Source organism: Pseudoprimorskyibacter insulae, assembly GCF_900302505.1.
In the GTDB taxonomy this organism is placed as follows: Bacteria; Pseudomonadota; Alphaproteobacteria; order Rhodobacterales; family Rhodobacteraceae; genus Pseudoprimorskyibacter; species Pseudoprimorskyibacter insulae.
Genome location: NZ_OMOJ01000014.1, coordinates 9,703 through 23,329 on the forward strand (window position 1 = coordinate 9,703; position 13,627 = coordinate 23,329).

A 13,627-nucleotide genomic window follows, 5' to 3' on the forward strand; every position below is an offset into this window, starting at 1 on the left:
AAAGGGCTGGATCAGGCCAGCAGGTCAAAGACGTTGGCGCCGACCTTCACGTTCAGTTCGGACTGGGCATCGCCATCGACAAGCGCCCAGAGCAGGACGCCCGTGGTCTTGTTGGTGATGAACACCTCTTGCACGGTGTCCGCCCCGGCGCTGGCCGTGGTGGCGCGCTGGATCAGGAAGTCGTCTTTCACCGCGCTTGCGCCATAGAACAGCACGTCGCCTTCGGCGGCGTTATAGTCCTGAATCCAGTCCGACCCGTGACCGGCATTGCCGATATGGAAGAACTGATCCGCGCCGGTGCCGCCGTTCACGCGGTCATAGCCGAAGCCCCCGTTGATGAAATCATCGCCGTTGCCGCCAAACAGCACGTCGCCCCAGGCCGAACCGGTGACTTGGTCATCGCCGTCGCCGCCAATCATCGTATCGGCACCAAAGCCGCCCGCCAGCGTGTCATTGCCGGCATCGCCGCGCAGTTCGTCGTTGCCATAGCCGCCTTCGACATAGTCATTGCCGTTGCCGCCATAGACCACGTCGCGCAGGTCCGCCTCGGTTGCGCCGCCGTAGATGAAGTCATCGCCGTCACCGCCATTGAGCACATCCACACCGTCGCCGCCTTCCAGCGTATCGTCACCGCCTGCGCCAATCAGCGTGTCATTGCCGCCCAGACCCACAAGGCTATCGGCCCCATCGGTGCCTTCCAGACGATCATTGCCCGCCGTGCCGGTCTTGACCGTCACGCCCGAGGTGGCCGCAACAGGCGAGCTGGTCACGCTTTCCAGTTTGCCCAGACCATCCACGAATTTCACCAAGGCGGTGATGCTGTGGCCCGCATCGCCATCGCGCACGGTGTAGGTCGTGGCCAATTCACCCGGGATCTTGGTGCCATCCAGGAACCATTCGTAGAACAGGTTGCTCTGGATGCCGTCGACATCGGTGATGCCGCTGGCATCGGCGGTCAGAACCTGACCCGGTTTTGCCGTGCCCGTCACCACCAGCGCACCCGCCGGGGCGGTGTTGGTCGCCTCAACCACGGTGATCGCGGTGCTGAACACCTCTTCTTGCGTGCCGCCACCGTCAACGAACTTGGCCATGCCGGTGATCTTGGTGCCCAGATCGGCGCTGGTCAGGGTGTAGGTTTCGGCGAGCGCCCCGGGGATCTTGGTGCCATCGCGGAACCATTCGAAGAACAGATTGCTGGCGATGCCATCAGGATCCGAGAGCCCCGAGGTGTCCATGGTCAGAACATTGCCCGGATTCGGCGTGCCGGTCAGCACCGGCTTGCCCACCGGGGCGTCGTTGACATTGGCAATGGCCATGGTCTTGCCGGTGGTCACGCTTTCATCATAGCCCTGCTGGTCGGTGTAGCTGACGCGGACCGAGATCTGCGCCCCCACATCGGCCTGGGTCAGAACATAGGTCTGGCCCGTTGCGCCGGACACTTCGGCATCGTCGCGCAGCCACTGATAGTTGAGCGTGCCCAGACCATCGGGATCGTTGAAGTTCGACACATCCGCCGTCAGGGTCGCGCCCTGCACCTTGTCGCCGGTGATCGGGATGGACCCGGTGGGCGCATCATTGGCGTCATTGACATTGACCGGATCGCTGAAGACTTCTTCCAGCTGGCTGAATTGGTCGGTGTACTTCAGCTTCACCGTCAGGTTGGCGCCATCGTCCTCGGCCTGAATGGTGTAGGTTTCGCTATTGGCGCCCATGATCTTGGTGCCATCGCGGAACCATTCATAGAACAGCTGGCTGGCGATGCCATCGGCATCGGTCACGCCCGAGCCATCGGCCGTCACCGTTTCGCCGCGTGCCACCTTGCCGGTGATGATCGGCTTGCCGACCGGGGCGTCGTTGATGTTTTCGACCGGAGCAGAGGCGGCGCTGGTCACGCTTTCTTCGGTGCCGATGCCGTCGGTATAGCCCACTTTGACCGTGATCGCCTGATCGACATCCGCCTGCGCCAGCGTGTAGCTGGCACTGGTGGCGCCTGCGATATCAACCCCGCCGCGCTGCCACTGATAGGTAAAGACCGTGCCAAGCCCGTCTTCATCGCTCAGCCCGCTGAGATCGGCGGTCAGGGTTTCGCCCTGCTTGGCCGTGCCCGTCAGAACAACAGTTCCGCTTGGCCCGTCATTGGCATTGGAGACCGCCGCTGTTGCCGCGCTGGTCACGCTTTCCTGCGTGCCGATGCCGTCGGTGTAGCTGACCTTGACCGAGATCTTCTTGCCGATATCGGCGGTGACCAGCGTATAGGTCGCACCCTTGGCGCCGGTGATTGCCGTGCCATCGCGCAGCCACTGATAGCTGAGGTTGCCCATGCCATTGGCATCAGCCAGCGTCGAGCTGTCGATCCCAAGGGTTTCATGCTGGGCCGCCGTGCCGGTGATGACGACCTTGCCGGTGGGCAGCTCATTGCCGCTGATGACGGTGGCCGTCGGATCGCTGGTAACGGTTTCCTGGGTGTTGCCGCCATCCTCGTAGGATACAACGACCGTCAGCTGGCTGCCAATATCGGCGGTGACCACCTTATAGGTGCTGGCCGTGGCGCCGGTGATGGCGGTGCCATCGCGCATCCACTGATAGGACAGCTGGCCGACACCATCGGCATCCGACAGGGTCGAGGTGTTGGCCGTCAGGGTCTGACCCAGCGATACCGTACCATCAATCACCACCGCGCCGGTGGGCGCGTCATTGGTGTTGGTCACGGCGGCGGTGGCCGCGCTGGTCACGCTCTCGGCGGTGCCATGGGCATCGGTATAGCTGACTTTGACGGTGATCGTGCCGCCAATATCATCGGCGGTCAGGGTATAGGCCCCGCTATTGGCCCCCGAGATCGGGTTGTCATTGCGCAGCCACTGGTAAGACAGGGCGCCCATGCCGTCGCCATCGTCCAGCGTCGAGGTATCGGCGCTGAGGGTCTGGCCTTCGCTGGGGGAGCCTTCGATCACAACGGATCCGGTGGGCGCGTCATTGACGTTGCGCACCGCCGTCGTCCCCGAGCTGGTGACGGTTTCGAACGTGCCTTGCTGGTCGGTATAGGTCACGCGCAGGCGGATCCGGGCCCCGATGTCATCATCGCCAAGGGTATAGGTGGCCCCATTGGCGCCTTCGATTTCGATCGTGTCCCGCAGCCACTGCAGACGCAGCGCGCCCAGACCATCGGCATCGGCCAGGCTACTGGTCTGTGCTGTCAGGGTCTGGCCTTCGGTCGGTGTCCCCGAGATCGACACACCGCCCGTGGGCAGAGAGTTGACGTTCAGAACCGCCGATGTGGCCGTGCTCGAGACGCTTTCGGCGGTGCCGAACCCATCGGTGTAGCTGACCTTGACCGACATCTGCGCGCCGATATCGGCCGCTGTCAGGTGATAGGTCTGGGTGTCCGCACCCGCCACGACCACGCCGTCGCGCATCCAGACATAGCTCAGCTCACCCAGACCATCGCCATCGGCCAGGGTCGAAGTGTCGGCGGTCAGGGTCTGGCCTTCGGTGGCGGTGCCGGTGATCGACACGCCGCCCGTGGGCGCGGCATTGATGTTCTCAATCGTCCAGCGGACCGAGGCCGTCACCTGACCATTAAGCGCGTCCGATGCGGTGATGCGCACCAGATAGGGCGTCAGGCTGCCCTCAACCGTGCCAGACACCGTCAGGCCCGTGCCGGAAACGGTCAGACCATCGGGCAGGCCGCTGATCTCATAGGTCAGGGTCGCGCCTTCGGGGTCGCTGAAGAACTGCGCGAAGTTGACCGAGACAGCCCCTTCGGAATTGCTCAGCGTGGGAGGCAGGGTCGAGACCGGCGCCTGGTTCGTGCCGATCGCGGTCATCTGCGCCAAGGTCAGGGTCTGATCGGTGAACTTGAAGCTTTCGACATTCGACACCGTGTCGGTGCCCAGATGGCTGGTGATGGTGAAGACGCCACCACTGAGCGAGACCGCCGCATCGGACAGCGCCACGCCATAGACCGCCGTATCGGTGCCTGCGCCGCCGTCCTTGACGTCATTGCCCGGCCCGCCTTCCAGCAGGTCGTTGCCATCGCCGCCCAGAAGCGTGTCATCGCCTTCGCCGCCGATCAGCGTGTCATTGCCACCGCTGCCCGACAGGCTGTCATTGCCGCCAAGGCCGCGGATCAGGTCATTGCCGTCCAGACCATCGCGCACGTCGTCGTTCGGAGTGTAGTTCAGAACGTTGTCCAGCGGGGTCGGACCCGCGCTGTCCACGGTGCCTTGCTGGCCAAGGTTTGCAATCAGGGTTGCGTGGCTCCAGGTGGTGCCATCGGCCCAGACGATCTGTTCGATCGCGCTGGCGCTGCTGGCGTCGCGGCCATTGGCGATCACCACCACATCCCCGGTGATGCCAAAGCTGATCTGGATCGCCTTGTTGTTCGGATCATTGGGGTTCTGCATGATCACCGTGGCATTGCGCGCATAGTAATCGTGGAAGATGATCTTATCGACGCCGTCGCCACCCAGATCGTTGACCACGTCATTGCCGTCGCCCGCGATGAATTCATAGACGTCGCCGCCGCCGCGGCCCGACAACACGTCATTGCCCGCGTTGCCGATCAGCGTGTCAGCGCCGCCCATGCCGGACAGAACGTTGACATTGCTGTCCCCGACGATGAGGTCGTCAAAGTTCGACCCGTCGATGTTTTCGACATTGGACAGGCTGTCATTGCCTTCGCCGGTGGCCGTGCCCAGAAGCAGGTTCACGTTCAGGCCCGAGGTGGCGTAGATAAAGCGCACAAGGTCGGTGCCATCGCCACCGTCATAGGTGTCGTCACCGCCTTCGCCCAGCATGGTGTCGTTGCCGCCACCGCCCGAGAGGCTGTCATCTTCGTCGGTCGAGGTGTCGGCCTTGTTGTCATCGCCGGCCAGCACGTCATTGCCGTCGCCGCCTTCCAGCGTGTCGCGGCCACCAAAGCCGAACAGACGGTTCGCGCCGCTGTCGCCGGTGATGCTATCGGCAAAGTTCGACCCGTCCACGTCTTCGACATTGCTCAGAACATCCGAGCTGCCAAAGCCATCGCTGCTGGCCACGCCGGTGGCCAGGTTGGCCGTGACAGAGCCGATCGCATCGAGATAGCGCACAAGGTCGGTGCCTGCGCCACCGTCGATCGTGTCAGCGCCCGCGCCGCCCCAGATCTCATCGTCGCCGGTGCCACCGTCGATGCTATCGTCGCCGCCATCGCCCAGCAGGATGTCATTGCCCGCCTCACCGCGCATGGTGTCGTCACCGGCAAAGCCGAACAGACGGTTGATCGCGCTGTTGCCGACGATGCTGTCGTTGTGGTCCGAGGTGTGGACATGTTCGATATTGGTGATCGTGTCGGTGCTGCCCGACCCGTCGGTGGCCGTGCCGGTGGTCAGGTTGACCGTGACGCCCGCCTCATCGTCGCGATAGCGCAGAAGGTCGTTCGCCCCTGCGCCGCCATCGATATTATCGGCGCCCGCCTGACCCCAGATTTCGTCGTCGCCGTCGCCGCCCTGGATCGTGTCATCGCCTTCGCCGCCCAGCAGGGTATCGACGCCCGCGCCGCCCTGAAGCAGGTCATTGCCGGCAAAGCCCGACAGCTCGTTGTTGCCGGCGTTGCCGGTCAGCGTATCGCCAAAGTCCGACCCGTGGGCGTTTTCGATGCTGGTCAGGCTGTCATTGCCGCCATCGCCATCCGTGGCGGTGCCGGTGGCCAGGTTGACATTGGCCCCTGCGCCCGCGCTGCGATAACGGACAAGGTCGGTGCCGTCGCCGCCGTCAATCGTGTCATTGCCGGCCTCGCCCCAGATTTCATCGTTGTTGGCCCCGCCCGACAGGCTGTCGTTGCCCGCGCCGCCAAGGATGGTGTCATTGCCGCCGTTGCCCGCAATCGTATCTGCCCCGGCAAAGCCCGACAGCTCGTTCGCGGAAACATCGCCCGTCAGCTTGTCGTCAAAGTCCGAGCCGTGGGCGTTTTCGATATCGATCAGCGTATCGAGCGCACCGCCGCCGTCCAGCGCCTGACCCGAGATCAGGTTGACCGTGACGCCTGCCGCATCATCGCGATAGCGGACAAGGTCGATGCCGGTGCTGCCGTCCAGCGTGTCGGCCCCGGCATCGCCGGTCATCAGGTCGTTGCCGCCGCCGCCGTGCAGGCTATCGTTGCCCGCGCCGCCAAGCAGGGTGTCATTGCCAAGCGAGCCTTGGATGGTGTCATCGCCATCAAAGCCAAACAATTCGTTGTCGCCAGTATCACCGCGCAGCGTGTCGCCAAAGTCCGACCCATGCGCGCCTTCGATGTCGATCAGCGTGTCGCTGGTGCCAAAGCCGTCTTGGGCCTGACCTGCCGCCAGATCCACCACAACGCCCGAGGTGCTGTCGCGATAGCGGGCAAGGTCGCGGCCTGCGCCACCGTTCAGCGTATCCACGCCTGCGCCGCCGCTCAGTTCGTCCTCGCCGCCGCCGCCCGACAGGCTGTCGTTGCCTTCATCGCCCAGCAGTTTGTCATTGCCCTGGAAGCCGGACAGGGTGTCGTTGCCCTTAAAGCCCGCCAGTTCGTTGTCGTTCAGGTCGCCGCGCAGAATGTCGCTGAAATCCGAGCCGTGAACGTTTTCGATGTTCTTCAGGCTGTCCTGTGCGCCATGGCCGTCCAGCGCGCTGCCGCCATTGAGGTCGACCGTCACACCGCCCGTCGCGCCGCGATAGCGGATCAGGTCGATGCCGGTGCCGCCGTCGATGCTATCGGCGCCTTGTTCGCCCCAGATCTCATCGTCGCCATCGCCGCCCAGCAGGGTGTCATTGCCGGTGCCGCCCTTCAGCGTATCGCTGCCGCCGGTGCCGGAAATCAAGTCATTGCCAGCATAGCCGAACAGGCGGTTGGAGCCGCTGCTGCCGGTCAGTTTGTCATTGTGGTCCGAGCCGTCGATGTCTTCGATATTGACCAGAACATCGGTGTTGCCCGCGCCATCCACAGCCGAGCCCGAGGCCAGGTTGACCGTGACGCCCGCCACATCATCGCGATAGCGGACAAGGTCGGTGCCATCGCCGCCGTCCAGCGTGTCAAAGCCATCGCCGCCCAGCAGGGTATCGTCACCGCCGCTGGCAAGGATCGAGTCATTGCCCACGCCGCCAATCAGCGTGTCTTCGCCGCCCTGGCCGATCAGCGTGTCATTGCCGCCAAAGCCCGACAGCTCATTGCCGCCGGCATCGCCCTTAAGCGTGTCGCCAAATTCAGAGCCATGCGCGCCTTCGATGCCGATCAGCGTGTCGGTGCCGCCCAGACCATCCTGCGCCGTGCCCGCCGCCAGATCGACAACCACCGCCGCGGTCGAGCTAAGGTAGCGCACAAGGTCGGTGCCTGCGCCGCCATCCAGCGTGTCATTGCCGCCTTCGCCCCAAAGTTCGTCATCGCCGGTGCCGCCGCGGATCGTATCCTGACCGCCACCGCCCAGCAGGGTGTCATTGCCGTCCTGACCTTCGATCAGGTCATTGCCGCCAAAGCCCGACAGCTCGTTCCCGGCGCTGTCGCCTTTCAGCGTGTCATTATGTTCAGAGCCGTGGATTCCTTCGATGCCGATAAAGGTATCGGTGCCGCCTTCGCCGTCATTGGCCGAATTGGTCGCCAGATTGGCGCTGACCCCGGCCGCTGCATCGCGATAGCGGACAAGGTCGGTGCCGTCGCCACCATCGAGCGTGTCATCGCCCGCACCGCCCCAAAGTTCGTCGTTCTGTGCGCCGCCGCGGATCGTGTCATTGCCGGTGCCGCCCAGAAGCGTATCCGCCCCGGTGCGCCCTTCGATCAGGTCGTTGCCGCCAAAGCCCGAAAGCTCGTTCGCGCCGCCATCCCCGGCCAGCGTGTCGCCAAAGTCCGAACCGTGCACGCTCTCGATGCTGATCAGCGTGTCGATGCCGCCATCGCCATCGGTCACCTTGCCCGAGGTCAGGTCTGCCGCAATCCCGGCGGTGTCATCGCGATAGCGCACAAGGTCATCGCCCTGACCGCCATCCAAAAGGTCGTTGCCCGCGCCGCCGACCAGTTCGTCGTGATCGTCGCCGCCCGACAGGCTGTCATCGCCGACGCCGCCAACCAGCACGTCCTTACCGCCAAAGCCGCGCAGCGTATCGTTGCCGTCATAGCCGAACAGGCGGTTGTCCACATTGTTGCCGACGACAAAGTCGTTCTTATCCGTGGCATGGACGTTTTCGATGCTGATCAGCGTGTCGGTGGTGCCGTGGCCGTCAATCGCGGTGCCGTTGAACAGGTTGACCGTGACGCCCGCGTTACCCTCGCGCAGCGCGTCTTCGCGATAGTGGACGATGTCTTCGCCTTCGCCGCCATCCAGCGTATCGTTGCCCTTCAGGCCCCAGAAGGCGTTCTGTTCGTCGCTGCCCTTGATGTAATCGTCCCAGTTCGTGCCGCGCACGTGGTCGATGTTGATCAGCGTATCGGTGTCGCCAAAGGCGTCTTTCGCGGTGCCTGCGCCCAGATCGACGACAACGCCGAACATGCCGTATTCGGTGCGGCCCAGATCAAAGTTATAGGCGCCGATCTGTTCTTCGGGTTCGTAAATGACCGTATCGGCGGTGCCGGTGCCGCCGTCGATCGTATCGTTGCCCTGGTTGCCGGTGTACCATTCCAGATAGTCGAACAACGGGTTGCCACCGATCAGGTGGTCGTCATGCATGGTGCCGTTGACCTCAAGGATATAGAGGCCTTCGGTGAAATCGGTGGTCATCGTGGCCGAGCTGGCCGTACCGTCCTTGAGGTTGACCGTAATCGCTTCGTCGATTTCAAAAATCAGGTGGTGGCCGTAAAGCGTGCCCTCGGAATTGCCGCCCTTGATGACCTTATTGCCCGAGCCGCTGATGACGATGGTGTCGCGGGCTTCGGCCAGCGTCGCGCCGACCATGATCGTGTCGTTGCCTGCGCCGGTGGAATAGTAATCCTTGCCGTCGCCGCCATCCATATAGTCATCGCCGTCATAGCCGATGAAACGTTCGTCATACAGCTTGCCGTCATGCCCGACCCCGTCCGAGCCGATCATACGGTCGGCCTTATCGGTGCCGTGGATCACTTCGAGGTTGCGAATGGTGTCGGTGTCGCCCCAGGTATCGATCGCGGTGCCGGTCTTGAGGTTGACCGTCACACCCAGCGTGCCGGATTCCAGATAGTAGGACAGAACGTCGTTTTCGCTGTCGCCGCCATCAAGCGTGTCGGCGCCCTTGTCCCCGACCAGCGTATCGACGCCATTGAAGGTTTCGATCAGGTCCGCGCCATCGCGGCCATAGAAAAAGTTCGCAGCCCCTGACCCTTTCAGGATGTCGTCGTGATCCGAGCCGATGATCCGTTCAATATTGAACAATGTATCGGTATCGCCCCAAGTGTCCGTCGCGGTCTGGGTGATCAGGTTGACGACAACGCCCAGCGTGCCGGTCTCAAAGAAATAGGCGACCTGGTCAGAGCCGGCGTCGCCTTGCAGTGTATCGTTGCCCTTGTCGCCGACCAGAATGTCATCGCCGCCAAGGCCGTTGATATTGTCGTTGCCCGCATCGCCAAACAGGGTGTCGTTGCCGGTGGCCGTGCCTTTGATCGTGTCATTGAAGACCGACCCGTACAGGTATTCGATGCCGATCAGCGTATCGAGATTGCCCCAGGTGTCGGTCACCTTGCCGGTGCCTAGATCGGCGCTGATGCCGCGTGTGCCCGTTTCCTTGAAATAAAAGACCCGGTCTACACCCGCCCCACCATTGATGGTGTCATTGCCGGCCTCGCCATAAAGCGTGTCATTGCCGGTGCCGCCATCCAACGAGTCATTCCCGGCGCGGCCGTCCAGAATGTCATCGCCGCCCAGGCCATTGATGGTGTCCGCAGCATCGGTGCCTGCAAGACCGTTATTCGTTGCGTCCCCATTGATTACTGCCATGACGACAACCCTTCCTCAAAATGCGATTATTCGAGTGCCCGACAAGACACCGTAGGTATTACGATTTGACTGCTCTGGCCGCAGGGTACGAAAAAATGCGGCTACACTCTGACTTTTTGCAAGTTTCTTGCCTTATCGCGAAGATTTGTGACATTTCGCCATGCAAAGTGCAATTGTAATCCCCGCAAACGGCCTTGCCCGTCTGGGGGGGGATGTGGTCAAACACACCAACACGCCAATTTTCGCGCCATTCCCAATTTAGGCGGGGCGCAAAATTGTCATCACAGATCTTGATTTCAGGATATTTCATGAGCTGGTTCAATAAAATTCGCCAAAAACAGTCGGACTTGCCCGCAGTTGAGGTGAACCCGGATGCCCCGTCCCTGACGCTGGACACCAACCCTGATCGCCTGTCGTCCAAAGCCCCGGGCCTTTATCTTTATCCCCGCACGACCCTGCCTGCGATGGCCCGGTTCGAAGACATCCCCGTGGTTCCCGTCAGCCAGACCGAAAACATGGTCCTGCTGGGCGGGCCGGTCTGGCCGAACTGGCGCAGCCATGGCCCCTTGCGGCACAACCGGTCGGGCACGCCGGTCGATCGCCATCCCCCCGCCTATCCCGATCAGCAACAGCCCTTTGACACCCCTGCCACCTGGGGCGGCCATGCGGTGTCGCATTTTGGACATTTCATCGCCGAACACAGCACCCGCATTTTGCAGGCCAGCGCCGAACATGGCGACAAGACCATGCTGTTCACGCTAGAGCCGAACAGCTCGGCCAATCAGCTGCCCAAGTTCTTCTGGCAGATCCTGTCGTGGTTTCAGGTCGATGCCAAACGGCTGCAATTCGTGCACAAGCCCCTGAAGGTGCGCGAGCTATGGGCCGCGCCGATGGCCGAACAATGGGCCCATGTGCCCACCTCGGACAGCTATCTGGATCTGCTGGCCGCCAATACCGAAAGCCAGGGCCTGACCCGCCGCCCCAACAGCGTGGTCTATGTGGCCCGCGACCGGATGGAGGCCACCGCCGAAGGGCATAACGCCGGTGAAACCTACCTGACCCAAGTGCTGCAAAGCCTTGGCGTGACCGTCATCCGCCCCGAGGCCATGCCACTGCGCGAACAGTTGGAGTATTACCACGGGGCCGAGACGCTGATCTTTGCCGAAGGTTCGGCCATGCATGGGCGGCAACTTCTGGGGCGCCGCGACCAGACCATCGTCGTGCTGAACCGCCGCCCGAACATGCGCATTGGCCTGTCGGCCCTGCATCCGCGCGTCTCGTCGCTGGCCTATGCCGAAACCACGATTGGCACGGCCTCGGTGCTCTGGCCCGGCGGCAAGCCGTGGATCGTGCGGGCGATCTCGCTTTACGATGTGGATGTGCTTTTGGGCACCTTCGATGCGCTTGGCATTCCGCTGTCCAAGGCCTGGGACACCAAAGCCTATCTGGCAGCCCGCGATCACGCGATCCGCCACTGGATTCAGCTACGCTTTGATCCGCGCCAGCCGATCGACCATGCGGCCTCAGTGGTGCAGGTCCGCAAAGACTTCGCGGCGCTGGGGCTGGACCATCTGATCGACCACCTGCCCAAGGCCTGACATGGATGACCTGATCACGAAGCTGCACGCCTCGGGGCTGTTTGACCGGGACTGGTACTGCGCCACCTATGCCGATGTCGCGCAGACCGGGCTCGATCCGATGTGGCATTTCGTGAAATACGGGCTGGATCTGGGGCGCGCGCCGGGGCCGGGCTTTGATCCGGGCTTTTACCTGGCGCGCTATCCGGATGTGGCCAGCGGCGATATCACCCCCCTGCGCCACTACCTGTTCCACGGGCAGGCCGAGGGGCGCTTTCCCACCCCCGCCGCCGCGCAAACCCATGACGGCATGACCCGCGTGCGCCGCCTTCAGGCCGAACTTTGGGGCGGTCTGGAAGACAGCGCCGCCACGGGTTTGATGGATCTGGTGAACACCCCCGATCTGCCCGATCAGGTCCGGTTTGAGGCCGGGTGCCAATTGGCCTTCTGGCGCGATTACAGCGGCGATGCCGCCGGGGCCGAGGCGCTGTTGCACCGGCTGGGGGGCCTGCCGCCGCGCTATTCCCGCGCCTCGTTCCGGCAAATCCCGCTGGCCACGCTTTACGCCCGGCGCGGGGCGCGGCAGGCGGCACGGGCCGCCTTGCAGGCCATCCTGCCCGAGGATCAGGGCAGCGATCAGGTGCTGGCCTTGGCCAATCTGGAAAACGATGCGGGCAAGCTCGATCTGATCAACGGGCTTTATGCGCCGCGCGGGCTGGCGCAATTGACCCGGCGCGATGCCGCCGCCCTGCTGAGCCTTGGCAATCTGACCGCCACAGGCTGCCCCGCGCGCCCCGCCGAAGGGCCGCTTGTGTCGGTCATCATGCCGGTGTTTCGCGCCGCCCGCACCATCCGCGCGGCCATCGCCAGCCTACAGGCCCAAACCCACACAGACCTGGAAATCATCGTCGTGGACGATGCCAGCGATGACGACACGTTTCAGATCGTCTCGGACCTTGCCAAGGAAGACCCGCGCATCCGGCCCATCCGCCAGGCTGTCAATGGCGGGGCCTATGCCGCCCGCAACCGCGGCCTGTCCGAGGCGCGCGGCGAGATCATCACCACCCATGACGCCGATGACTGGTCTCATCCGCAAAAGATTGCCCTGCAACTGGATGCGCTGGCCCAAGACAGCGGGCTGGTCGGGGTCATTGCCCATTGGGCACGGGTCGCACCGCCCTTCCAGATCACCACCAACTGGCGGCTTGGCCCCAGCCTTCTGCAATGGAGCCATTCGTCTTTCCTGTTCCACCGGATTGTCGCCGACAGGCTGGGCGGCTGGGATGAGGTGCGGGTTTCAGGGGATATGGACTATATCTGGCGCTGCGAGGCGGCCTTTGGCGCAGCCTCGGTGCGGCGCATCCTGCCAGATCTGCCGCTGGCCTTCGCGCTGGATGACACCAGCAGCCTGACCCGCAATCCGCTGACCCATATTCAGACCAGCTATCGCGGATTGCGTCACTATTATCGCGAAATCTGCCGGTTCTGGCAGCACGAGGCCCCCGGCGGGCTGACCCCAGACCAACAGGCCGAAAAACGCGCCATGCTGCCCCCTGCGATGCTGCCCGGCCAATCGGGGACGCAGCAGGTGGATCTGCTGCTGCGGGGGGATTTCTGTGATCGGGCGGTGATTGCCCAGATGGCCCGCCAGATCGAAGCTGCGCCAAGTCAGACCATAGCGCTCTCTCATGTGCCGGACCCGGATCTGACGCAGCGCCAGACAGGCTATGCCATGCAGTTCGACATGGGCCTTTTTGCCCTGCTTCGGCGCGGCACCGTCTCGATCGCCTGCCCAGAGAAGGCGACCGAGGCCAGCGAAACGCTTACACTTCGGGGCCGGGATCTGGCGGCAGATCATAGGGCGGAAGCGGCACAGGCCCATCCGCCACAACCGTAACCGGCGCGGGGAACAGGGTCTGTTGCGGGGCGCGGGCACCATGCGGCAAGATCACCGACACATGCAGCGCGCCTCCGGTGCGGCAAACATCCCCGGCCAGCCAGTCGCAGCCCAGATCAGACGCGGCCAAACACGCCCCGTCCGCAATCGCCGAAAGATCCAGCGCCACACCGTTGAAATACAGCGTCTCGCCTTCGCAGGTCAGGGTCAGCGCATCATCCCGGCGCATGGGGGTAAAGCTCAGATGCATGGGGCTCTCC

4 protein-coding genes are annotated in these 13,627 nt (G+C 63.4%); 2 read left to right on the forward strand and 2 right to left on the reverse strand.

Annotated elements, in window-relative coordinates:
• Window positions 1–11: 11 nt before the first annotated feature.
• Window positions 12–9,893 carry a calcium-binding protein gene (locus PRI8871_RS20050; RefSeq protein ID WP_108887569.1) on the reverse strand — a complete coding sequence of 3,294 codons (9,882 nt, stop codon included), beginning with the start codon at window positions 9,891–9,893 and terminating at the stop codon, window positions 12–14.
• Window positions 9,894–10,201: 308 nt separating this feature from the next.
• Here PRI8871_RS20050 and PRI8871_RS17900 point away from each other — a divergent pair, with 308 nt between their 5' ends.
• Window positions 10,202–11,491 (forward strand): glycosyltransferase 61 family protein, encoded by a 1,290-nt coding sequence (locus PRI8871_RS17900; RefSeq protein ID WP_181389519.1) that lies wholly within the window; start codon window positions 10,202–10,204, stop codon window positions 11,489–11,491.
• 1 nt (window position 11,492) lies between these two features.
• Window positions 11,493–13,367 carry a glycosyltransferase family 2 protein gene (locus tag PRI8871_RS17905; protein WP_108887571.1) on the forward strand — a complete coding sequence of 625 codons (1,875 nt, stop codon included), beginning with the start codon at window positions 11,493–11,495 and terminating at the stop codon, window positions 13,365–13,367.
• On the opposite strand, the gene PRI8871_RS17910 is transcribed toward PRI8871_RS17905, so the two are convergent.
• Complete coding sequence (locus PRI8871_RS17910; protein WP_108887572.1) at window positions 13,294–13,617, reverse strand: hypothetical protein; 324 nt, start codon at window positions 13,615–13,617, stop codon at window positions 13,294–13,296. The two genes, PRI8871_RS17905 and PRI8871_RS17910, sit on opposite strands and share 74 nt — an antisense overlap.
• Window positions 13,618–13,627 lie beyond the last annotated feature (10 nt).